The organism is Streptomyces sp. NBC_00457 (assembly GCF_036014015.1).
GTDB lineage: Bacteria > Actinomycetota > Actinomycetes > Streptomycetales > Streptomycetaceae > Streptomyces.
The window spans coordinates 7583217-7605412 of sequence record NZ_CP107905.1; the positions used below are offsets into that span (position 1 = coordinate 7583217).

Annotated in this window: 17 protein-coding genes and 1 pseudogene; 9 read left to right on the forward strand and 9 right to left on the reverse strand. The window is 71.7% G+C overall.

Features of this window, described 5'->3' with window-relative positions:
• Nucleotides 1–95: 95 nt before the first annotated feature.
• Nucleotides 96–1265, reverse strand: a complete 1170-nt coding sequence (locus OG828_RS34600) for a steroid 3-ketoacyl-CoA thiolase (RefSeq protein WP_328365523.1) — start codon at nucleotides 1263–1265, stop codon at nucleotides 96–98.
• 267 nt (nucleotides 1266–1532) lie between these two features.
• On the opposite strand from OG828_RS34600, the gene OG828_RS34605 reads away from it, so the two are divergent.
• A complete protein-coding gene (locus OG828_RS34605; RefSeq protein ID WP_328365526.1) occupies nucleotides 1533–2768 on the forward strand; it encodes a cytochrome P450 in 1236 nt (411 codons plus the stop codon).
• A 191-nt stretch (nucleotides 2769–2959) separates the two neighbouring features.
• Entirely contained in the window at nucleotides 2960–4078 is a 1119-nt protein-coding gene (locus OG828_RS34610; protein ID WP_328503379.1) for an amidinotransferase, read from the forward strand.
• 76 nt (nucleotides 4079–4154) lie between these two features.
• Here the strand turns inward: OG828_RS34610 and OG828_RS34615 are convergent, their stop codons facing one another.
• The 6 genes from OG828_RS34615 to OG828_RS34640 form a co-directional block, all read right to left on the reverse strand.
• Nucleotides 4155–4574 carry a transglycosylase SLT domain-containing protein gene (locus OG828_RS34615; RefSeq protein ID WP_210582664.1) on the reverse strand — a complete coding sequence of 140 codons (420 nt, stop codon included), beginning with the start codon at nucleotides 4572–4574 and terminating at the stop codon, nucleotides 4155–4157.
• A 337-nt stretch (nucleotides 4575–4911) separates the two neighbouring features.
• Nucleotides 4912–5757: an ECF transporter S component gene (locus tag OG828_RS34620; protein ID WP_443062458.1), complete on the reverse strand. Its 846-nt coding sequence runs from the start codon at nucleotides 5755–5757 to the stop codon at nucleotides 4912–4914.
• An 8-nt stretch (nucleotides 5758–5765) separates the two neighbouring features.
• Nucleotides 5766–7445 (reverse strand): ABC transporter ATP-binding protein, encoded by a 1680-nt coding sequence (locus OG828_RS34625; protein ID WP_328503381.1) that lies wholly within the window; start codon nucleotides 7443–7445, stop codon nucleotides 5766–5768.
• Complete coding sequence (locus OG828_RS34630) at nucleotides 7442–8575, reverse strand: energy-coupling factor transporter transmembrane component T (protein WP_328503382.1); 1134 nt, start codon at nucleotides 8573–8575, stop codon at nucleotides 7442–7444. Before OG828_RS34630 ends, OG828_RS34625 begins: the two co-directional genes overlap by 4 nt.
• A gap of 49 nt (nucleotides 8576–8624) precedes the next feature.
• Nucleotides 8625–9281 (reverse strand): SCO2322 family protein, encoded by a 657-nt coding sequence (locus tag OG828_RS34635; protein WP_328503383.1) that lies wholly within the window; start codon nucleotides 9279–9281, stop codon nucleotides 8625–8627.
• A complete protein-coding gene (locus OG828_RS34640) occupies nucleotides 9278–10489 on the reverse strand; it encodes a prenyltransferase/squalene oxidase repeat-containing protein (protein ID WP_328503384.1) in 1212 nt (403 codons plus the stop codon). Before OG828_RS34640 ends, OG828_RS34635 begins: the two co-directional genes overlap by 4 nt.
• A 353-nt stretch (nucleotides 10490–10842) precedes the next feature.
• Here OG828_RS34640 and OG828_RS34645 point away from each other — a divergent pair, with 353 nt between their 5' ends.
• Nucleotides 10843–11505, forward strand: a complete 663-nt coding sequence (locus OG828_RS34645) for a phosphotransferase (RefSeq protein WP_328503385.1) — start codon at nucleotides 10843–10845, stop codon at nucleotides 11503–11505.
• On the opposite strand, the gene OG828_RS34650 is transcribed toward OG828_RS34645, so the two are convergent.
• Together OG828_RS34650 and OG828_RS34655 are read right to left on the reverse strand one after the other, a co-directional pair.
• A complete protein-coding gene (locus OG828_RS34650) occupies nucleotides 11495–11938 on the reverse strand; it encodes a nuclear transport factor 2 family protein (protein WP_328440933.1) in 444 nt (147 codons plus the stop codon). The two genes, OG828_RS34645 and OG828_RS34650, sit on opposite strands and share 11 nt — an antisense overlap.
• Nucleotides 11939–11964: 26 nt before the next feature.
• Entirely contained in the window at nucleotides 11965–12993 is a 1029-nt protein-coding gene (locus tag OG828_RS34655; protein ID WP_328504993.1) for an MBL fold metallo-hydrolase, read from the reverse strand.
• Between the two features lie 181 nt (nucleotides 12994–13174).
• Between OG828_RS34655 and OG828_RS34660 the strand changes: the two genes are divergently transcribed.
• The 6 genes and pseudogenes from OG828_RS34660 to OG828_RS34685 form a co-directional block, all read left to right on the forward strand.
• Complete coding sequence (locus tag OG828_RS34660; RefSeq protein ID WP_328440934.1) at nucleotides 13175–14632, forward strand: aldehyde dehydrogenase; 1458 nt, start codon at nucleotides 13175–13177, stop codon at nucleotides 14630–14632.
• Between the two features lie 4 nt (nucleotides 14633–14636).
• Complete coding sequence (locus OG828_RS34665; protein ID WP_328503386.1) at nucleotides 14637–14870, forward strand: ferredoxin; 234 nt, start codon at nucleotides 14637–14639, stop codon at nucleotides 14868–14870.
• A gap of 374 nt (nucleotides 14871–15244) precedes the next feature.
• Nucleotides 15245–18055 (forward strand): class III lanthionine synthetase LanKC, encoded by a 2811-nt coding sequence (gene lanKC / locus OG828_RS34670; protein ID WP_328503387.1) that lies wholly within the window; start codon nucleotides 15245–15247, stop codon nucleotides 18053–18055.
• Nucleotides 18056–18090: 35 nt separating this feature from the next.
• Nucleotides 18091–18219 (forward strand): SapB/AmfS family lanthipeptide, encoded by a 129-nt coding sequence (locus OG828_RS34675; protein WP_210577625.1) that lies wholly within the window; start codon nucleotides 18091–18093, stop codon nucleotides 18217–18219.
• Nucleotides 18220–18350: 131 nt separating this feature from the next.
• On the forward strand, nucleotides 18351–20063 hold the full coding sequence (locus OG828_RS34680) for an ABC transporter ATP-binding protein (protein ID WP_328503388.1): 1713 nt from the start codon (nucleotides 18351–18353) through the stop codon (nucleotides 20061–20063).
• A gap of 253 nt (nucleotides 20064–20316) precedes the next feature.
• Nucleotides 20317–21888 (forward strand): annotated as a pseudogene (locus tag OG828_RS34685) (ATP-binding cassette domain-containing protein); the annotation flags it as partial.
• Nucleotides 21889–22196: the final 308 nt, after the last annotated feature.

Consider the following 22196-nt stretch of genomic DNA (forward strand, 5'->3'; position numbering starts at 1 on the left):
TTCCCTTTCACGCGGGGATCGGAATCGCGCAAGTATCCGGCCCGAAGGCGTTGTTCGTCCGACGTCCGGTTGACCCGCAGGTCAACGACCGGTGGCTACAGCCGCTGAATGATCGTGCCGGTGGACAGCGCGCCACCCGCGCACATGGTGATGAGGGCGAACTCCTTGTCCGCGCGCTCCAGTTCATGCAGGGCGGTGGTGATCAGGCGGGCCCCTGTCGCGCCCACCGGATGCCCAAGGGCAATGGCGCCACCGTTGACGTTGACCTTCGCCAGGTCCTGCTCGAAGACCTGGGTCCAGCTCAGCACCACGGAGGCGAAGGCCTCGTTGATCTCGACGATGTCGATGTCCTTCAACGTCATGCCCGCCTTGCCCAGCACGGCACGCGTCGCGTCGATCGGCCCGTCGAGGTGGAAGTGCGGGTCGGCGCCGACGAGGGCCTGGGCGACGATCCGGGCCCGGGGGCGGAGTTTCAACGCTCGTGCCATCCGCTTCGACGCCCACATGATCGCGGCCGACCCGTCGGAGATCTGCGACGAGTTGCCCGCCGTATGGATGGCTGTCGGCATGACCGGCTTCAAGCCGGCCAGCGCCTCCATGGACGTGTCGCGCAGGCCTTCGTCCTTGTCCACGAGCCGCCACATGCCCTGTCCGGCGCGCTGCTCGTCCTCGGTGGTCGGCACCTGGACGGCGAAGGTCTCGCGCTTGAACCGTTCCTCGGCCCAGGCGCCCGCGGCCCGTTCCTGGGAGATGAGTCCGAGGGAGTCGACGTTCTCGCGGGTCAGCCCACGATGGCGCGCGATCCGTTCCGCCGCCTCGAACTGGTTGGGCAGGTCGACGTTCCACTCGTCGGGGAACGGCTTCCCGGGCCCGTGCTTGGATCCCGACCCCAGCGGCACGCGCGACATGGCTTCGACGCCGCAGCTGATGCCGACATCGATGACGCCCGCGGCGATCATGTTGGCCACCATGTGGGAGGCCTGCTGGGAGGAGCCGCACTGGCAGTCGACGGTCGTGGCGGCCGTCTCGTACGGCAGGCCCATGGTCAGCCACGCGGTGCGCGCGGGGTTCATGGACTGCTCGCCGGCGTGGGTGACGGTGCCGCCGACGATCTGCTCGACGCAGTCGGCGGGGATGCCGGTGCGGCCGAGGAGTTCACGGTAGGTCTCGCCCAGGAGATAGGCGGGGTGGAGGTTGGCGAGCGCGCCGCCGCGCTTGCCGATGGGGGTGCGTACGGCTTCGACGATCACGGGTTCCGCGGCCATGGGGGTGGTCCTTCCTCGGGTGACCCGCGCGGCGCGGGGGCGTCCCGGCCCAGCCCGCCACGCAGAACTAGTACGCGTTCTAGTTCTGTCAGCAGTTTGCTGACACGCCGTCCATTGCCGCAAGGGTCGTGCAGCCTCCGAAGTTGCGATCTGCACGAGTTCTGCACGCAATTGGGGGCGCCGTACCCCTTGCTACTTGTAGAACCCGTTACTACCTTCACGGCGATTCCCCATTACTGATGGACCGTCAGATGGCCGGAGCCGCCGATGTCCTGTCCAGCGCTTCCCGACGGGTTCGACTTCACCGACCCCGATCTGCTGCAACACCGAGTCCCGCTGCCGGAGTTCGCCGAGCTGCGCCGTGCCGAACCGGTCCGCTGGATCCCCCAGGCGTCCAACCTGGCGGGTTTCCAGGACGAGGGGTACTGGGCCGTCACCCGGCACGCGGATGTCAAGTACGTCTCCACGCACCCCGAGCTCTACTCCTCCACCCTCAACACCGCGATCATCCGCTTCAACGAGCACATCGAGCGGGACGCGATCGACGCCCAGCGCCTGATCCTGCTCAACATGGATCCGCCGGAGCACACCCGGGTCCGCCAGATCGTCCAGCGGGTCTTCACACCGCGCGCCATACGGGCGTTGGAGGACCGGCTGAGGGCGAGGGCGGGCTCCATCGTGGCGGAGGCCCGCGCCCACCCCGGCCCCTTCGACTTCGTCACCTCCGTCGCCTGCGAACTGCCCCTCCAGGCCATCGCCGAGCTGATCGGCATCCCGCAGGACGACCGGGCCAAGATCTTCGACTGGTCCAACAAGATGATCTCGTACGACGATCCGGAGTACGCGATCACCGAGGAGGTCGGCCAGGAGTCGGCCACCGAGCTCATCGCCTACGCGATGAACATGGCCGCCGACCGCAAGCAGTGTCCCGCGAAGGACATCGTGACGACCCTGGTGTCGGCCGAGGACGAAGGCAACCTCAACTCGGACGAGTTCGGGTTCTTCGTGCTGATGCTGGCCGTGGCGGGCAACGAGACCACACGCAACGCCATCACCCACGGCATGCACGCCTTCCTCACGAACCCCGAGCAGTGGGAGCTGTACAAGGCGGAGCGTCCCGCGACGGCCGCCGAGGAGATCGTCCGCTGGGCGACCCCGGTCAACTCCTTCCAGCGCACGGCCACCCAGGACACGGAGCTGGGGGGCAAGCAGATCAAGAAGGGCGACCGCGTAGGCCTCTTCTACGCCGCCGCCAACCACGACCCCGAGGTGTTCGACAATCCCGACACCTTCGACATCACCCGCGACCCGAACCCGCACCTCGGCTTCGGCGGGGGAGGCCCGCACTACTGCCTCGGCAAGTCCCTGGCCGTCCTGGAGATCGACCTGATCTTCAACGCGATCGCCGACGCGATGCCGGATCTACGGCTGGTGGGTGACCCGCGGCGGCTGCGCTCGGCGTGGATCAACGGCGTGAAGGAACTCCAGGTGAGCCTGGCCTGACGCTCGGGCCGGCGGCTGCTCCCGGCGCGCCGCCGGCCCGTCCCGAGGGAGGCAGGAGCATCCCCCTACGCCCCGTTCCTGCCTCCCCCGCGACAGCGACATCTCACAGGACGTAGCGAGGGCATGACTCGCGGAGATTTGGCAACTCGGTGACCCACCCTTTGCCAGCCCGTGACCGAAAGCGCCGGAACATGACCGCAACCTCAACCACTGCTGCGCCCACAGCGGAGCCCCTCGCCTCCCCGGTCAATTCCCACAATGAGTGGGACCCGCTGGAGGAGGTCGTCGTCGGACGTGTCGACGGCGCCACCATCCCCTCCGGCCACCCGGTCGTGACCTGCAACATCCCGGGGTGGGCGGCACGGATGCAGGGGATCGCCGCCGGCCTGCGGTATCCGCGAAGGTTGATCGAGCCGGCCCAGCAGGAACTCGATCAGTTCGTCGAGCTGCTGCGCTCCCTCGGCATCACGGTCACCCGCCCCGACCCGGTCGACCAGCGGCGGCGCTTCGGCACCCCCGACTGGTCGTCGTACGGCTTCTGCACCAGCTGCCCGCGCGACAGCATGCTCGTGATCGGCGACGAGATCATCGAGACGCCAATGGCCTGGCCGTGCCGGTATTTCGAGACCCACCCCTACCGCACGCTCCTGAAGGACTACTTCCGGCGCGGCGCGCGCTGGACGGCGGCCCCGAAGCCGCAGCTCACCGACGACCTCTTCGACCCGGACTTCCGCGTCCCGAGGCCCGGCGAGCCGATGCGCTACATCCTCACCGAGTTTGAACCGGTCTTCGACGCGGCCGACTTCGTACGCGCGGGACGGGACATCTTCGTCACCCGGAGCAACGTCACCAACCGCATGGGCATCGAGTGGCTGCGCCGCCATCTCGGCCCCGGCTACCGCATCCACGAGATCGAGAGCCGCTGCCGCACGCCGATGCACATCGACACGACCTTCCTCCCGCTGGCGCCGGGAAAGGTCCTGGTCAACCCCGAGTACATCGACGTGGACCACCTCCCCGACGTCCTGAAGTCCTGGGACGTCCTCATCGCCCCCGAGCCGGACCCGATCGACGAGCGCCTGCTCAAGGTCACCTCGATGTGCGGCAAGTGGCTCAGCATGAACGTCCTCGTGCTCGACGGCACCCGCGTGATCGCGGAACGCCACCACACCAGGATGCTGCGCGCCCTCGAATCCTGGGGCTTCGAGCCGGTCCCGTCCGACCTGATGCACTACGCCCCGTTCGGCGGCTCGTTCCACTGCGCCACCCTCGACATCCGCCGCCGCGGCACGCTGGAGTCCTACGAGTGAGGAAAAGCGGGTACGGCGAAGGCGGCGGCCCCGGGGATCGGGGGGCCGCCGCCTTCGCCTGCTGTGGGGGCCGGGATCAGTACCAGCCGTTGGCCTGCCAGAAGTTCCAGGCGCCGACCGGGCTGCCGTAGCGGTCGTTCATGTAGTCGAGGCCCCACTCGATCTGGGTCTTGGCGTTGGTCTTCCAATCGGAGCCGGCCGAGGCCATCTTCGAGCCCGGCAGGGCCTGGACCAGGCCGTAGGCGCCGGAGGAGGCGTTCATCGCGTCGACGTCCCAGCCGCTCTCGTGCTCGACGATCTTGCTGAAGGCGTTGTACTGAGCGGTGCTCGGGATCATCTGCTTCGCGATCGCCTTCGCCTGGGCGGCGGAGGAAGCGGGCGCCGCGTGCGCCGGGGCCGCGGTCAGGACCAGGCCGGTGGCGGCAGCGGCCACGGCGGCGGTCGTGAGGGCCTTCTTCGGGGACGCGATGCGGCGAGCGATGCGGGAGACAGACACGGAGAACCTTTTTCTTCGGGGACAGTGCGCCGCGGACATGCCGGTGCCGCACGGAGGCGGGGGGAGCATGCGTCGGCGCCGCGGCCCTGAGGGGCACGTCGGCGCCGTGCGACGTCATCCAGAAGAACAGGCCGGGAGGGGGTCCGCAATGACCCCTTTTACTAGTTGTGGTCGCATCTGGGGTGATCGTGGTCCGTGTGACGTGGCTCTCTATGTGCAGGTCAGAGGGTGGAATGGCGTGGGCATGGCATCCGATTTGTCCGACTAAGCGGGATCGTAGGTGATCTGAGTCATGTGGGGTGGTTCACCGCCTCGCTGACAGACGGTCCACGCCTTCTCACCCTGGGGGTACCTCCCAGGCCCTTAAGGCACTGGGGGAGGGAGCGTCGAATGTGACCGGCGCCTCGAAAGCCGCCCGCCGCGTGGCCCGGCGCAGCGCCCTGAGGATCACCGGGCCGAGCGTGACGGTGAGAACGACCGTGACGAGCGCACGGCCCAGGTCCCAGCCGAGCGACGTGGCCACGCAGTACGCGATGAAGCGGGCCAGGTTCGCGGGGACGGCCGCGTCCGGGTCGAAGGCGATGTTCGAGGCGAGCGCACCCATGAAGGGCCAGCCCGCCAGGTTCATCACCGTGCCGTAGGCGAAGGCCGCCAGGAATCCGTACGCGGCGAGGAGGACGATTTCGCTACGGCCCCGCAGACGCCCGGCGCCCGGCAGCAGCCCCGCGCCCATCGTGAACCAGCCCATCGCCAGCATCTGGAACGGCATCCACGGGCCCACCCCACCCGTGAGCAGCGCCGACGCGAACATGGTCACCGAGCCGAGGACGAAGCCGAAGCCGGGGCCGAGGACGCGGCCGCTCAGCACCATGAGGAAGAACATCGGCTCGAGGCCCGCCGTCCCGGCGCCGAGGGGCCGGAGAGCCGCCCCGGTCGCGGCGAGCACACCGAGCATCGCCACCGCCTTCGGGCCGAGCCCCGACTCGGAGATCGTCGCCGCCACGACCGCGACGAGGAGCACCAGCAGGCCCGCGAACAGCCAGGGGGCGTCCTGGGCGTGGGCACTGACCTGGGAAGTGGGCGGCGCGAGGAAGGGCCAGCCGAACGCGATCACTCCCACCGCGCTGACGAGGGCGAGGGCGGTGAGGGAGCGGGGGCCGAGGGGGACCACTCGTGCACTCATGCCAGGACTCATGCCAGGGCCTCCCTCACCTGCGTGACCGTGAGCCACCGCTGCGGGGCCAGGATCTTCGTGACCTGCGGGGCGAAGGAGGGGGACGACACGACGACGTCGGCTGTCGGACCGTCGGCGATCACCTCGCCCTCTGCCAGGAGGACCACCCGGTGCGCGAGTTCGGCGGCGAGTTCCACGTCGTGGGTGGCGAGGATGATCGCGTGGCCCTTCGCGGCCAGGTCGCGCAGGAGCGTGACCAGGCGGGCCTTCGCCGCGTAGTCGAGGCCGCGGGTCGGCTCGTCGAGGAGCAGGAGGTGCGGGCGGGCGGTGAGGACGACCGCCAGCGCGAGCGTGAGGCGCTGGCCCTCGGACAGGTCGCGCGGGTGCGTGTCGTCCGGGATGCCGGGGAGGAGTTCGGAGACGAGGGTGCGGCAGGTTCCCGGCTCTGCGCTTGCGTCGGCGTCTGCGGCTGTGCACTCGCCGGCGACTGTGTCGGCGTAGAGGAGGTCTCGGGGTTCCTGGGGGACCAGGCCGACGTCTCCGCCGGTGGTGACGGTTCCCTCCGTGGGTTTTACGAGGCCGACCAGGGTGTTGAGGAGGGTGGATTTTCCGGCGCCGTTGCGGCCCATGAGGGCGATGGTTTCGCCGGGGGTGACGGTGAGGGTGATGTGGTGGAGGGCGTGGGTGTGGTCGCGGGTTACGGAGAGGGCGCGGACGTCGGCTGCGTGAGGGGATTGGGGGGTGGGGGTGCGTTTGCGGTGGAACCAGCGGTGGGGGGTGGGGGCGCCCACGGGGGTGGGGGGTGTGGGTTGTTGGCGGGTGCGGGTTGTGTGTGGCTGGTCGCGCAGTTCCCCGCGCCCCTTTGGGGCGATGCTGTCCCGTTCTTCAAGTTGTTGCCGTAGGTCCGCCGCCCGTCGGCGTGCGTCTCGGACCGTCAGGGGGAGTGGGGACCAACCTGCCAGTCGGCCCAGGCTTACCACCGGCGGGTACACCGGCGACACGGCCATCACCTCTGCCGGGGTGCCCAGGATCGGGGTCGTGCCCGGGGAGGGGAAGAGGGCGATCTGGTCGGCGTACTGGACGACGCGCTCCAGGCGGTGTTCGGCCATGAGGACTGTGGTGCCTAGGTCGTGGACCAGGCGTTGCAGGACTGCGAGGACCTCTTCGGCGGCTGCTGGGTCGAGGGCGGAGGTCGGTTCGTCGAGGACGAGGACCTTGGGGTGGGGGGTGAGGACCGAGCCGATGGCTACGCGTTGTTGCTGGCCGCCGGAGAGGGTGGAGATCGGGCGGTTGCGAAGGTCGGCCAGGCCCAGGAGGTCCAGGGTTTCTTCGACTCGGCGGCGCATCACGTCCGGGGGCAGGCCCAACGACTCCATGCCGTAGGCGAGTTCGTCCTCGACGATGTCCGTCACGAAGTGGGAGAGGGGATCCTGGCCCACCGTGCCGACCACGTCGGCGAGTTCGCGTGGCTTGTGGGTGCGGGTGTCGCGGCCGGCCACCGTGACCCTGCCGTGGAGGGTGCCGCCGGTGAAGTGCGGGACGAGGCCGCTGACCGTGCCGAGGACGGTCGACTTGCCGACGCCTGACGGGCCGACGAGCAGGACCAGTTCCCCCTCGGGGACCTCGAAGTCGACGCCGGTGATGGTGGGTTCGGCCGCTCCGTCGTACGTCACGGAGACATCGTCGAAGCGGATCATGGACGTTCCTTCGGGGTGGGGACCAGGAAAGCGGGGAGCAGGGCGAGGAGTACGGCCCCCGCTGGCCAGAGGGGGAGGGTGGGGGCGACCAGGGGGACGAGGCCGGGGTGGAGTGCGGCCGGGTCGTTGGACGCGGCGACGGTGAGGGCCGCGGCCACGGCCGCGCCGGACGCGGTGACCAGCCAGGCGTGCGCGCCCCATGGATCCGGGCGGTAGCGGGTGCGCGGGGAGCGGCGGCCGCCGAGGTGGAGTCCGGCGAGGGCCGCGGCGACTCCGGCGAGCAGCACCGGGAGTCCGTACGTGCCGCCTTCGGCGGTGAGTAGTCCGTACGTTCCCGCGCAGACGCCGAGCAGGCCGCCGAGGGTGAGGGCGGTGGTCGTACGGCGGACGGCGGGCGGGACGTCGGCGGTACGGCCGTAGCCGCGGGCGTCCATCGCGGCGGCGAGGGCGACGGAGCGTTCCAACGCGCCCTCCAGGACCGGGAGTCCGACGGTGGCGAGGCCCCGTATGCCCTTGTCGGGGCGGCCACGCAGGCGGCGGGCGGCTCGGCGGCGCTGGACGTCGGCGATGAGGTTCGGCGCGAAGGTGAGGGCTACGACCACTGCGACGCCCATCTCGTACAGCGCGCCGGGGAGGGACTTGAGGAGGCGGGACGGGTTGGCGAGGGCGTTCGCCGCGCCTACGCAGATGAGGAGGGTGGCGAGGCGTAGGCCGTCGTAGAGGGCGGCGAGCAGGGATTCGGCGGTGACCCGGCCGCCCAGGCGGATGCCCTGTGCCCAGTCCGGGAGGGGGACTTCGGGGAGGGTGACGAGGGTGTGCGTGCCGGGGATGGGGGAGCCGAGGACGATCGCGAAGAGGAGGCGGATGGCTATGACGGCGAGGGCGAGTTTGACGAACGCGGTGTAGGAGCGGGCGGTGGGGGTGTTGGCGCGGCAGGTGGCTACGACGTAGGCGGATGCGGCGATGAGGAGGGTGAGGAGGAGGGGGTTGGTGGTGCGGGTGGCGGCGGTGCCGAGGGAGAGGGACCAGAGCCACCAGGCGCCGGGGTGGAGCTGGGGGCGGGGGCGGGGGCGGTGCTGGGCGGGGGTGGGTTCGCTTACCGGCGCTGGCCGGGTGCCGCCTGCGCCCACCCGTGCCGCCCCAGCGGCACGACTGCCCGCAGGCTCTGCAGACTGGTGACTAGCCATTCCTGCGCCGCCTTGCTTGCCACACCGCCGCCGCGCCCAGCAGAGCCACCACCCCCGCGCCCGCGAGCAGGCCCACCGACGGGCCGCCGTCGTTCTCCTTGCCCTCTGTCTCTGTCGGCTTCGAGGCGTTGTCGTTGCTGTCGTTCTCCTTCGTCACCGGCTCCCCGCACCCCGTCTTCGGGTAGCCCGCGATGGCGCAGAGGAGGGCGTTGGTGTTGTAGCGGAGGGGTTTGGCGACCGTGGCGAGGGCCTCGGCGGAGGTTGCGTCCGGGGAGACCGACGCGCAAGCCGTACGGGGCCGCGGTGGGGTTTGTCCCTCGGGTGCGTCCGTCGTCGTGCCGAAGTCGAGGACCAGGGCGATCCGCTTCTTGCCGTCCTTCGGTGGGGTGTTGGCGCAGATCGAGGCGAAGTCGGCCGTGCTACGGGGCTTGGTCGCGTCTGCCGAGTCCTCGCTGACCGCGAAGCGGAAGCCCTGGACGTCGCCGTCGGAGGGGACTGCGGTGGACGGGCCCTGCGTGGCGTATGTCCACGTGTTTGCGTCCCGGTCCCAGAACGACCAGTAGCGGTAGCCGACGGCTTGCGCCTGCCCGGTGCCGAGCGCCAGGACGAGCGACGTCAGCAGCAGGGCCGCGGCACGGCGGAGCCTCACGGCTGCTGCCTCTTCTTGCGGCCGCTGAGCAGGAAGCCGATGCCGATACCGGCGACGAGGCCGACGCCGACGATCCACCAGACGTTGGTGGAGGAGTCGTCGTCGCTCTTCTCGGCGGGCGCGGCGGCCTGCTTGGTGGTCTGCGGGGCGGGGCCCGTCGCGTTGAGCTGCTTGACCAGGTCCGTGCCGCCGAAGTCGCGGGGGTCGGCGCCGGTGGCGTGGGCGGCGAGGATCAGCTGGGCGTAGGCGGCGGGGCCGTTCTGCTCGGCCCAGGTCGCGGAGTTCTGCTCGAGCCAGGTCAGCGGCTTCTGTGCGGTCTTCGGTCCGCCCGTCACGGCTAGGGCGACGACCGCGTCCGCGGTGTTGCCGTAGTCGGGCTGGTCCTTGGCTCCGGCGAGCGCGGACTTCAGGTGGCCGTCCCTGGCTACGGTCTCGGCCAGGTAGGACGCGCCGTTGGCGGCGGCCCGGTCCGGGGTGGGCCGGGTGGCGTCGGCGCAGGCGAGGTCCGTGTCGGCGGCGGTCTTCGCCGACTCCATGCTCATGCCCTTCATGGCGAGCACGGCCGCGGCCGTCGCGTCCGCGTTGGCAGTCAGCTTGCCCTTCTTGTCCGGCTGGTAGGCGAAGGCGCCGCCGTCGGTGCAGGGCAGGGCCAGTTCGCGGAGGGCGTCGTAGGGGGACTTGCCGTCGGTCGCCGCGGTCTCGGGGTCCTGGCCGATGGCGCTGAGGGCGCCGATGACGACGGAGGTCGAGTTGGCGTCGCTGGGTCCGCCGGGGGCGTAGCCCCAGCCGCCGTCCTTGTTCTGCACGGACTTCAGCCACTGTGCCGCCTTCATGGCGACGTCCATGTGGTCGCCGTCGCCGGCCAGGGACAGGGCCTGGGCCGCGGCGGCCGTGCTGTTGGTGTCGACCATGACCTTGGCGTCGCAGGCCTTGGCGGGTTCGGCGCGGAAGGCCGCGAACGCCCCGTTCGCACACTGTTGCTTGAGCAGCCAGTCGATGGCCTTGGCCGCGGGCTTCACGTCCGACTTGATCTGCGCGATCAGGGCCAGCGACTGGCGCCAGACACCGTCGTACGTCGGGTCGGTGCTGCCGTACAGCCCGTCCGGTACCGCCGCCGACGGGGAGGGGGACGGGGCGGCGACGGCGGGCGTGGCCGCGCCGATCGCGACGAGGGCGGCCAGGACCGCGGCGCTGCGGCGGACGTTCATGATCGGCGGATGCCTCTCCCTGCGGGGAGCCGGGCAGCACACGGGGACACCCCGGGCGGCTCGGCTCCGTATACCTCGACGGTGCCGTGCACCGGCCGGTTGCCGGTACACCTGAGCCGGTCACGATCCGCACGGGGCAGTCCGGCTCACCGGCCTTCGACGACCGGTTCACGGTTGCGGGTCAGCGCCGGATTCGCACCGGCTTCCCCCCGTACGGGTGTGATGACGACCTGCCCACTCTACCGGCCTGTATTCGAACGGCTGAGGGGCGGTTCTGAGCCTGCGGGCCGGTGGGGGCTGGTCGCGCAGTTCCCCGCGCCCCTTCGGGGCGCACTTCCGCCTAGGCTCGATGCATGCAGCCACCGGGGAGACTGATCGGCTCCGGCCGGGACGCCGACGTGTACGAGATCGACGCGGCGTGGGTCCTGCGCCGCAGCCGGCAGGGATGGGGGGACCAGGCCGCCGAGGGCGTCGTAATGGAGCATGTGCGCGCGTACGGCTACCCGGTCCCGCGCGTGCGGCTGTCCGACTCCTCACGGACCGACCTGGTGATGGAACGCCTGTCGGGTCCGACGATGCTGGAGGCGTTCGTCGCCGGTTCGCTGGGTCCGCAGGAAGGCGGTGCCATCCTCGCCCGCCTCCTCCGCGACCTGCACGCCATCCCCGCCCGCCGCTCCGGCACGGCCCGCATCCTTCACCTGGACCTGCACCCCGAGAACGTCATCCTCACCGCCGACGGCCCCCGAGTGATCGACTGGACCAACACGGAGGAGGGCGAACCGGCCCTGGACTGGGCCATCTCGTCAATGATCCTCGCCCAGGTGGCCGTCACCGACACCCCCCTCACCGCCCCCGCCACCACCCTCCTCACAAACCTCCTCACCGACCCCTCCCACGTCACCGAGAACGCGTTGACAGAGGCCCGACGACGGCGCGCGGCCAACCCGACGATGAGCCGGACAGAGGTCGAACTCCTCGGCGACGCAGAGGACTTGATCCGGTCTCTCATGCCCTAGGCGTCGGCCCGACGAAGGCGAGGAAGAGGGTCCGGGACGTCAGCAGCCAGGTGCCTTCGGCGGACCTGCGGAAGGCGTCTTCGTAGTGGCCGACCTGGACCGGGGGACCCGCCGGTGCCATGCCGCCCTTGTGGCCGTCGATGCGGTGGGTGGTGAAGTACGAGGTCGCGGTCGCCGTGTCCGGGGACGTCACCGTCACCAGGACGTTGGTCATCAGGCGCCGGGACAGCCGGTCGGCGGGGCGGGAGCCGAAGTACTCCCGCAACGCGTCCCGCCCCTCGATCACCCGCTCGCCCTCCGGCCACTCCCACCTGCCGTCCTCGGTGAACAGGTCGGCGACGGACGACGGTTCACCGAGGTCGAGGCGGTGGACGAAGTCGATGATCAGGCGTTCACAGGCGCGCTCGGCGGCCAGAAGGTCATCCATGGTCATCGACTAAATCTACGCACGCCGGCAGATCACACGGCCACATACGCCACCGGATCCGTCCCCGTCACCGCCTCCGCCCGCCCCAGCTTCACCAGGCGGCGCAGATGGGCCTCGGCCTCCGACACGGCGATGTTCCTTGAGCCGTACGGGATTTGGTCCCAGGGGCGGTTCCACTCCATGCGTACGGCGAGTTGCCAGGGGGTGAGGGGTTCGGCGAGGAGGGTGAGGAGGCTGGTGAGGCGGTCCTCGTGGTGGGTGAGCAACTCCCGTACGCGGGCGGGTGCGTCGGTGAAGGTGTGCTGGTGGGCGGGGAGGACCTCGGCGGGGGCCAGGCGGCCTACGCGTTCGAGGGAGTCGAGGTAGTCACCGAGGGGGTCGGTGACGGTGGCGTCCTCGGGATCCTCGTACAGGCCGATGTGCGGGGTGATCTCGGGGAGCAGATGGTCGCCTGAGAACAGGCGTCCGTGGCCGGGGAGTTGGGAGGGGTGTTCCTCTTCCAGGTGCAGGCAGACATGGCCCGGTGTGTGGCCCGGCGTCCAGATCGCGCGCAGGCGGCGGCCGGGGAGGTCGAGGAGTTCGCCGGGGACGATCTCGCGGTCGGGCAGGGCGGGGGAGAGGCCGGGGACGCCGGAGCGGAGGCGGGGGGAGCGCAGGGGCGCGATGTGTTCCTCGGGGGCGCCGACCGCGGTGAGTTTGCCGGTCATGTACGAGGCCCAGCGCCCGGGGCCGGTCGAGCGGGCCCGTCGTACGAGTGCCGTGTCCGCCTCGTGCATCGCGATCCACGCACCGGACGCCTCGAGGACCTTGGCGGACAGGCCGTGGTGGTCGGGATGGTGATGCGTGATGACCACGCCGTGAATGCCGGCGGGTGACGTCCCGCAGGCCGCGAGCCCGTCGGCGAGGGTGTCCCAGGACGTCGGGTCGTCCCAGCCGGTGTCGATCAGGACCGGTCCGCGGTCGGTGTCGACGACGTACACGAGCGTGTGCCCGAGGGGATTGTCGGGGATGGGGACCTGGATCGACCGCACGCCACCGCCGTGATCGGACACCTGCGCCATGAGCTCCCCCATCGCCGTCTCCGGGCCACTATAACTAGAACGAGTTCCGAAGGTAGCCCGAGTCATCCGTCCCGGTGGTGTGAGATCCGTGGACTCCTCGGAATGGAACTGGTATCAGTTTCGTATCTGATGAACCGTCAGAAGCGTTAGCGTCAGAGTCAGCTCGCGGGAGGCGTCGGCCATGACCGAGCTCGTGGAACACGGACAGCTGTTCATCGGCGGGGAGTTGACCGACCCCCTCGGCAAGGACGTCATCGAGGTGATCTCGCCGCATACGGAAGAGGTCATCGGACGCGTCCCGCACGCGTCGCAGGCGGACGTGGACCGGGCCGTCGCCGTCGCGCGCACCGCGTTCGACGAGGGGCCCTGGCCGCGGATGTCGCTGGACGAGCGGATCGCGGTGGTCACCCGGATCAAGGACGCGATCGCCGTACGGCACGAGGAGATCGCCCGCGTGATCTCCTCCGAGAACGGATCGCCGTACTCCTGGAGCGTCCTCGCCCAGGCGCTCGGCGCGATGATGGTCTGGGACGCGGCGATCACGGTCGCGCGGGACTATGTGTACGAGGAGACGCGCACCGGCGTGCTCGGCCGCATCCTCGTGCGCCGCGAGCCCGTCGGGGTCGTCGCGGCCGTCGTCCCCTGGAACGTCCCGCAGTTCGTCGCCGCCGCCAAGCTCGCGCCCGCGCTGCTCACCGGCTGCACGGTCGTGCTCAAGCCGTCGCCCGAGTCGCCGCTGGACGCGTACATCCTCGGCGAGATCGCGAAGGAGGCCGGGCTGCCGGAGGGCGTGCTGTCGATCCTGCCGGCCGACCGCGAGGTCAGCGAGTACCTGGTCGGGCACCCCGGCGTCGACAAGGTCGCCTTCACCGGCTCGGTCGCCGCGGGCAAGCGCGTGATGGAGGTGGCCGCCCGCAACCTCACCCGCGTGACGCTGGAGCTGGGCGGCAAGTCGGCGGCGGTCGTGCTGCCGGACGCGGACGTCGAGACGACGGTCGCCGGGATCGTCCCCGCCGCCTGGATGAACAACGGGCAGGCGTGTGTAGCCCAGAGTCGCATCCTGCTGCCGCGGTCCCGCTACGACGAGTTCGCCGAGGCCCTCGCCGCCGCCGCGGGCGCGCTGGTGGTCGGCGACCCGCTGGACACGGCCACCCAGGTCGGCCCGCTGGTGGCGAAGCGCCAGCAGCAGCGCAACCTCGACTACATCCGCATCGGCCAGGAGGAGGGCGCCAAGATCCTCACCGGCGGCGGACGTCCGGCGGGCCTCGAGCGTGGCTGGTACGTCGAGCCGACGCTCTTCGGCGATGTCGACAACTCGATGCGGATAGCAAGGGAGGAGATCTTCGGGCCCGTGATCTGCCTGCTCCCCTACGGCGACGAGGACGAGGCCCTGAAGATCGCGAACGACTCCGACTACGGGCTGTCCGGCAGCGTCTGGACGGCGGACGTCGAGCACGGCATCGAGGTCGCGCGGCAGGTCCGTACCGGCACGTACTCCGTGAACACCTTCAGCCTCGACATGCTGGGCCCCTTCGGCGGCTACAAGAACAGCGGGCTGGGCCGGGAGTTCGGGCCGGAGGGCTACGGCGAGTACCTCGAACACAAGATGATCCATCTCCCGGCGGGCTGGGAGGCGTAGCGTCATGGGCGACCGCTGGCAGGTCGAGGTCGACCGCTCCATCTGCATCGGCTCCGCCCAGTGCCTCCACCACGCCCCGGACGGCTTCCGCCTCGACTCCGGACGGCAGTCCCACCCCCTCGAGCCCGAGACGGACGCCAACGAGCAGATCCTGGCGGCGGCGGAGGGCTGCCCGGTGGAGGCCATCATGATCACCCTGCTGGGGAGCGGCGAGCCGGTGTTCCCGCCGGAGGATTAGCCGGAAAATTTCCATTTCAGGGGGTTGCATCGCCTCTTGGACGTTTTATCCTAGTAATAGGCCTACGGGACGAGTGAGGGAGTCCAACCGAAGTAGCCGACTCTGGCGGAAGACGGAAGTCTCCGCCGTTGCCGACGTCGACGGTCGGGCTGAGAGGCCGGAAGGTCGTAGTAGTGGGACGATCGGAAGGCGACCCCCAGTCACCTGATCCGGGTCATACCGGCGAAGGGAACCCGTCTCGTAGGTCATTCGCATGCGGTCATTCATGTGTCCGGACCCGTGCGTTTCGCATGTCGGATTCATGACATGTGCGACTGTCCGCCTCGCCGGGCGGCGTGGAACTCTCGAATCCACGCCGCCCCCGAGGAGGGCCGATGGACAGGCGCTACGAGATCTACTGTCTCGCCGACCGGATCTTCTACGAGACACCGGACCGTCTGCCCGCCGTCGACGCCGGTACCGGCGCCGCCGCTCTCTACGAGGCCGCACAGCGGCCGGTCCCGGGAGGCTGGCGGAGCTTCACCTCCGGTGACTGGCTCCAGCTCGCCCCGGTCGACGAGCACGGCACGCCGTGCCCCGGGCTCCCCAGCCAGGGCTGGAAGATCCACGTCTCGGCCTGCCTCGACAACGCCGAGAAGACCGCCGCCAGACTGTGGGACTACTGCGTACCGCGCGGCATCCCCTTCAAGTTCGTGCCCGGCGCCCAGCCGCTGCTCCTGCGCAACTCCAAGTACGCCGCCCGCGGTGACAGCGGCAAGTTCGCCACGCTCTACCCGGCGGACGAGACCGAACTCCACCGGATCTTCCAGGAGTTGGGCGACCTGCTGGCCGGCGAACCGGGCCCCGCGATCCTCAGCGATCTGCGCTGGAACGAGGGCCCGCTGTATGTGCGCTACGGCGGCTTCACCGAACGCCACTGCGTCGACGAGAACGGCGTCGTCGTCCCCGCCGTCGAGGACCCGGACGGCCGGCTGGTCCCCGACCGGCGGGACCCCGCCTTCCGGCCCCCCGCGTGGGTGACACTCCCGGAGTTCCTGCGCCCGCACCTCGACGCGCGCAACGCCACCACCACCCGCGACCTGCCGTACCGCATCGAACGGGCGCTGCACTTCTCCAACGGGGGCGGGGTCTACGCCGGCACCGATGTGCGGACCGGCGAGGAGGTCGTGCTGAAGGAGGCCCGGCCGTACGCGGGACTCACCGTGGACGGAGCGGATGCCGTGACCCGGCTGGAACGGGAGAAGGCGGCTCTGGAGCGGCTCACCGGGCTGGGTGTCGCACCCGAGGTACGGGACTGGTTCACCCTCGGCGACCACCGCTTCCTCGTGATGGATTTCCTGGCGGGCAGCACCCTCAACTCCGCGATCGTGCGACGTCATCCGCTGCTCCAGCCCGAACCGGACCCGGACGCCGTAGCCGCATACACCCGCTGGGCGTTAGAGGTGCACCGCGCCACCGAGACGGCCGTTGCCGCCGTGCACGAGCGCGGACTGGTCTTCAACGACCTGCACCCGCTCAACATCATGCTCGCGCCGGACGACCGGACCGTCCGCCTGCTCGACTTCGAGGCCGCCACGCCCGTCGGCGAACACCACGGCCAGACCATCGCCCACCCCGGCTTCGCCGCCCCCTCCGACCGCGCAGGCCACGACGTCGACCACTACGCCCTCGCCTGTCTGCGACTCGCACTCTTCCTGCCCATGACGTCCCTGCTCGTCATCGACCGCGGCAAGGCCGCGCACCTCGCGGAGATCGCGGCCGACCAGTTCCCGGACCTGCCGCGGCAGTTCCTGGACGAGGCGGTCCGTGTCATCACGGGTGAGCGGCAGCCCGGCGGCGCGCCGGGTGCTCGCGATCGGGCTGCCGGCGGTGTGGGGCGCCCTGGCGGTGGCCGCGGACGGGGCGGCCTCCAGGACCGGCGGTTCGATGCCGCGCCCGGCGCCGCGGCCAGGCTCCCCGCCGATCCCGCGGGCCGGCGGGAATCCCCGCAGGGCGGCGCGCCGGGTGCTCGCGATCGGGCTGCCGGCGGTGTGGAGCGCCCCAGCGGTGCCCGCGGACGGGGCGGCCTCCAGGACCAGCGGTTCGATGCCGCGCCCGGCCCCGCCTCCATGGTGCGGGCGATCCTCCGTTCCGCCACGCCCGGCCGGGACGACCGGCTCGTGCCCGGTGACATCGCTCAGTTCTCCGAGGGGGGCGGCCTCGGTATGGCGTACGGCGCCGCCGGAGTCCTCTACGCGCTCGACGAGACGGGGAACGGGCGCTGGGAGGAGGGTGAGCAGTGGCTCCTGGACCACACCGATCCGCCGCCCGACGGGACACCGCCCGGCTTCTACGACGGCCTCGCCGGGGTGGCGTACCTTCTCGACCGCCTCGGACACACCGGCCGTGCGCTCGATCTCATGAGCCGCGTCCTCGACGAGCCATGGCAGCGGCTCGCCCCCGGCCTGCACGGCGGACTCGCGGGCCTCGGGCTCACCCTCGACCAGCTGGCCCGTACGACGGCGGAGCCGGGGCTGCGCGACCACGCGATGACGGCGGCCCGCATCCTCGCGGAACGGGACCACTCGGCGGGCAGGCGGGCGGGACTGCTGGACGGCGCGACCGGACCGGCGCTGTTCTTCCTGCGGCTGTACGAGTCCACCGGTGACCGCGGGCTCCTCGACCACGCGGCGTCCGCGCTCCGCGCCGACCTCGCCCGGTGCGTACGGGACGACACCGGCACCCTCGCCGTGGACGAGGGCTTCCGCACCATGCCGTACCTCGGGTCGGGCAGTGCCGGCATCGGCACGGTCATCGAGGACTACCTCGTCCACCGCCCCGACGACGAGGAGTTCGCCCGGGCCCGCAACGACATCGCGCCGGCGGCCCGATCCCGGTACTACGCGCAGCCCGGCCTCTTCCACGGGCGCGCGGGGATGATCTTGCACCTCGCCCGGACGGGGGCCGCACGTGCCGACCTGGACGCGCAGACCGCCGCACTCGGCTGGTACGCCATGCCGTACGAGGGCGAACTCGCCTTCCCCGGCGAGCAGATGATGCGCCTCTCCATGGACCTGGCCACCGGCACCGCGGGCTGCCTGCTCGCCACCACCGCGGCCCGCCCCGGCCGCACCGCGGCGCTCCCCTTCCTTCCGCCGCTGCCCGCCGCTGCGGCGGCCCACGAACCGGCCCGAGAAGGGTCGTGACACACACAACCCGTCCCCACGAAAGGACGACCGACATGGCACTGCTCGACCTGCAGACACTCGAAGTCCCCGAAGACGACGGCATGGACGGCGGCGGCGCGAACAGCAATCTCAGCGTCACCGGCTGCCCCGGCAAGAGCAGCCTGAGCCTGCTCAGCTGCTGAGATCGAGGCACCGCCTCCCTGCCGGCCCCGGACGGCTTCTCCGCCGCCCGGGGCCGGTGCGATGCCGACAAAAGGACGATGAAAGGCCGCAGGAGGCCGACGGAAGGACGAAGCGGGTCAGGAGGGATCACATGTCTCAAGTCCCCGCCGTCTCACGGCGGTTCGTGCGGGACACCGTGCGGCAGGGCGCCGCGCCCGCCGTGACCGTACTGGTGGCCGGTGTGCTGCTGGCCGCCACCGCACTCGCACTGCCCGCCGTGACCGGGCGGGCCCTCGATCTGCTGCTGGCCGGACGGCACGGTGAGGCGGGCAGGTGGGTGGTGCTGTGCGCCGTCCTCACCGCGGTCGCCGTCCTGGCCGGGGCCGTGGAGGGCATGGTGACCGCCAGTGGCAGCGCGGGAGCGACGGCCCGGATCCGCACAACGGTGCTGCGGCATCTGCTCGATGCCGGGCCGCGGGCGGGCGAACGGTTCGCGCACGGGGACCTCGTGGCGCGGCTCGTCGGAAACGCCGCTCAGGCCGGGACCGTGCCCGTGGCGCTCGCCGCCGCGCTGGCTGCCGTCGTCACGCCGGTCGGCGGGCTGGTCGCCCTCGCCCTCACCGATGTCGTCACCGCCGGTGTGGTGCTGATCGGGATGCCCCTGCTCGTCCTGCTCGTCAAGGTCTTCGTCCGGACCTTCGGCGACCACACCGACCGCTATCTGCGCGCCCAGGGCGAGATGGCGGGACGCCTCACGGAGGCGCTGCGCGGGGCCCGTACCATCGCCGCGGCCGGTACCCGCGAACGGGACGCGGCCCGTATCCTCGCGCCGCTGCCCGAACTGTCCCGGCAGGGACACCTCGTCTGGCGGATCATGGGCCGCTCCACCGCGCAGGCCTCCCTGCTCCTGCCCCTGCTCGAACTCGCCGTCCTCGTCGTCGCCGGACTCCGCGTCGCGGCCGGAGAACTGAGCGTCGGCGGCATGCTGGCCGCATGGCGGTACGCCGTCCTGGCCACCGGCGCCGGCGGGATCGTCGAAGAGCTCAGCGGCCTGATCCGCGGCCGCGGCGCGGCGCTACGGCTCGGCGAGGTGCTCGACCAGCCCGTCACGGTGTACGGCACAGTCCGCGAACTTCCGCCGGGCGACGGCACTCTGGAGTTCCGCGGCGTCACTCTGCGCCACGCGGACCGGGAGGTGCTGCGCGGAATCGACCTGCGGCTGCCGGGCGGTACGGCGGTCGCCGTCGTCGGCCGCTCCGGCAGCGGCAAATCGGCCCTGGCCGCCCTCGCCGGGCGGCTCACCGACCCCGACACGGGCACGGTCCTCCTCGACGGTGTCCCGCTCCCCGCGCTGACCCGTCGGACACTGCGCCGCGAGACCGGGTACGCCTTCGCGCGGCCGGCCCTGCTCGGCGGCACCGTCGGCGGCACCATCGCCTTCGGTGCGTACGACCCCGGCGAGCGGGCCGTCGCCGACGCGGCCCGCGCCGCCTGCGCCGACGACTACGTACGCCGGCTGCCCGACGGATACGGCACGGCCGTCGCCGACGCGCCGCTGTCCGGCGGGGAGGCCCAACGCCTGGGTCTGGCACGGGCGTTCGCGCACGCCGGGCGGCTGCTCGTGCTCGACGACGCCATGTCCAGCCTCGACGCCGTCACCGAACTGAAGGTGTCCCGCGCGCTCCTGCACGGCAGTGGCGCCCGCACCTGCCTGATCGTCGCCCACCGCGCCGCCACGGCCGCCCGCGCGCGGCAGGTGGTGTGGCTGGCGGACGGACGGGTCCGTGCGGTGGGAACGCATACGCAGCTGTGGCAACTCCCCTCCTACCGCGAGGTGTTCGCAGAGGAGGCCGTCGATGCCTGAGACCGTCCGGGCGGTGCTTCCGCAGCTGCGCCGCGCGCCGCGCGCCGTCGTACGGCTGCTCGCCTGGTCGGTCCTGGAGACCGGCCAGACCTTCCTGTTCGGGTACGCGCTCGCCCGTGCGCTCGACGACGGGTTCCTGCGGGGCGAATCCGGCACCGGGGTGCGCTGGCTCGCCGGGGCCGCGCTCGCGGTGGTGCTCGGGGCGTTCGGGACGGCCCGGGTCTACGCGGCGCTGGCCGGAATCGTGGAGCCGATGCGCGACGACCTCGTGTGCCGGATCGTGCACCGGGCGCTGCGGAACCCGGACGGGGCGGCGGTGTCCCGGCTGACCCATCAGGTGGAGATCGCCCGCGACACCCTGGCAGGCCTGCTGCTGGTCTCCCGCACCTTTCTGCTCGCGGCGGTCGCGGCGCTGGCCGGTCTGCTCGCACTGGCCCCCGTCCTGCTGCTGATCGTCGTACCGCCGCTGGTCGCCGGGCTCGCGCTGTTCGCGGCGACGCTGCGGCCGCTGGCCCGGCGGCAGACCGCCTTCCTCGTCGCCGACGAAGCCGTCACAGCCGACCTGGACGCGGCGCTGGCGGGGCTGCGGGACATCGCGGCGGCCGGCGCCCAGCCACGGGTGGAGGCCGACACCGCCCGCCGTATCGACGCGGAGCTCCGGGCCGCCCGTGCCCTGGCCCGCTGGGGCACCCTCCGGGAGCTGGCCGTGGGGATCGCGGGCCGCCTGCCGATCGTCCTGCTGCTGGCGAGCGCCCCCTGGCTGCTCGGCCACGGCGTCACCCCCGGCGCCCTGGTCGCCGCCCTCGCCTACCTCACCCAGTCCCTGCTCCCCGCCCTCCAGAGCCTCGTCCTCTCCCTCGGCACCGCCGCCGCCCGCCTCGCCGTCGTCCTGAACCGCCTGACCCCCGACGACACGGAACTGCCCGAGCCACGCCCGCCACTCGACCGGGACACGCCGGGTGCCCTGGCATCCCGGCCCGCTGTCTCGTCACGCGGCCTCACCTCCGCCACCCTCCCGCCCGGTCGGGACACACCCGGCGCCCCGGGGCCCCGGCCCGCCGTCTCGGTGCGCGGCCGCACCTTCGGCCCGGAGCCGGCCGAGTCTCGGCCTCCCCGCGCCTCCCTTCCGCCCGGTCGGGGCACGCCCGGCGCCGCGGCATCCCGGCCCGCCGTCTCGGTGCGCGGCCGCACCTTCGGCCCGGAGCCGGCCGAGTCTCGGCCTCCCCGCGCCTCCCTTCCGCCCGGTCGGGACACACCCGGCGCCGCGGCATCCCGGCCCGCCGTCTCGGTGCGCGGCCGCACCTTCGGCCCGGAGCCGGCCGAGTCTCGGCCTCCCCGCGCCTCCCTTCCGCCCGATCGGGGCACGCCCGGCACCGCGGGGCCCCTGCCCGCCGTCTCCTTGCGCGGCCTCACCTTCGCCTACGGGTCTCATGCCGAGCCGGTGCTGCGCGGACTGGACCTCGATCTGGTTCCGGGTGGGCATCTCGCGGTGGCCGGGCCCAGCGGGATCGGGAAGTCGACGCTGACCGCGCTGATCGCGGGGGTGCTGGAGCCGGACCGGGGTGAGGTGCGGCTGTCGGGCGTGCCGGTGAGCGGGCGGCGGCCGGAGGCGTCGGCGGCCCTGCGGGTGCTCGTGCCGCAGGAGGCGTACGTGTTCACGGGGACGGTGCGCGAGAACGTCGCCTATCTGTGTCCCGAGCCGCCCTCCGATGCCGCAGTCCTGGCCTCGTGCGCCGCCGTCGGCGCGGACGGGCTCGTCGCCCGTCTGGGCGGGCCGGACGGACAGGTGGCTCCCGGGTCCCTGTCCGCGGGGGAACGGCAGTTGCTGGCGCTGGCGCGGGCCCATCTCGCCCCCGCGCCCCTCGTCCTGCTCGACGAGGCGACCTGCCATCTCGATCCCGCGGCCGAAGCCCGTGCGGAGCGTTCGTTCGCCGAGCGCGGGCGGGCGCGGGCCGGGGGCGCCCTGGTCGTCGTCGCACACCGCATCAGCTCGGCACGCCGCGCCGACCGCATCCTGGTGATGGACGGCGCGCACACCGACTGCGGTACACACGAGGAACTGCTCGCACGGTCCGCCCTCTATCGGGATCTCGCCGGGAGCTGGGCGGAAGGGGCGCACCCGGACGTGGAGGC

Bases quoted from the DNA above. Each gene is read 5' to 3' on its own strand.
- OG828_RS34660 (WP_328440934.1), top strand. From the start codon at position 13,175: ATGACCGAGCTCGTGGAACACGGACAGCTGTTCATCGGCGGGGAGTTG.
- OG828_RS34650 (WP_328440933.1), bottom strand. From the start codon at position 11,938: ATGACCATGGATGACCTTCTGGCCGCCGAGCGCGCCTGTGAACGCCTG.
- OG828_RS34675 (WP_210577625.1), top strand. From the start codon at position 18,091: ATGGCACTGCTCGACCTGCAGACACTCGAAGTCCCCGAAGACGACGGC.
- OG828_RS34610 (WP_328503379.1), top strand. From the start codon at position 2,960: ATGACCGCAACCTCAACCACTGCTGCGCCCACAGCGGAGCCCCTCGCC.
- OG828_RS34645 (WP_328503385.1), top strand. From the start codon at position 10,843: ATGCAGCCACCGGGGAGACTGATCGGCTCCGGCCGGGACGCCGACGTG.
- OG828_RS34625 (WP_328503381.1), bottom strand. From the start codon at position 7,445: ATGATCCGCTTCGACGATGTCTCCGTGACGTACGACGGAGCGGCCGAA.
- OG828_RS34600 (WP_328365523.1), bottom strand. From the start codon at position 1,265: ATGGCCGCGGAACCCGTGATCGTCGAAGCCGTACGCACCCCCATCGGC.
- lanKC (WP_328503387.1), top strand. From the start codon at position 15,245: ATGGACAGGCGCTACGAGATCTACTGTCTCGCCGACCGGATCTTCTAC.
- OG828_RS34665 (WP_328503386.1), top strand. From the start codon at position 14,637: ATGGGCGACCGCTGGCAGGTCGAGGTCGACCGCTCCATCTGCATCGGC.
- OG828_RS34640 (WP_328503384.1), bottom strand. From the start codon at position 10,489: ATGAACGTCCGCCGCAGCGCCGCGGTCCTGGCCGCCCTCGTCGCGATC.
- OG828_RS34605 (WP_328365526.1), top strand. From the start codon at position 1,533: ATGTCCTGTCCAGCGCTTCCCGACGGGTTCGACTTCACCGACCCCGAT.
- OG828_RS34620 (WP_443062458.1), bottom strand. From the start codon at position 5,757: ATGAGTGCACGAGTGGTCCCCCTCGGCCCCCGCTCCCTCACCGCCCTC.
- OG828_RS34655 (WP_328504993.1), bottom strand. From the start codon at position 12,993: ATGGCGCAGGTGTCCGATCACGGCGGTGGCGTGCGGTCGATCCAGGTC.
- OG828_RS34680 (WP_328503388.1), top strand. From the start codon at position 18,351: ATGTCTCAAGTCCCCGCCGTCTCACGGCGGTTCGTGCGGGACACCGTG.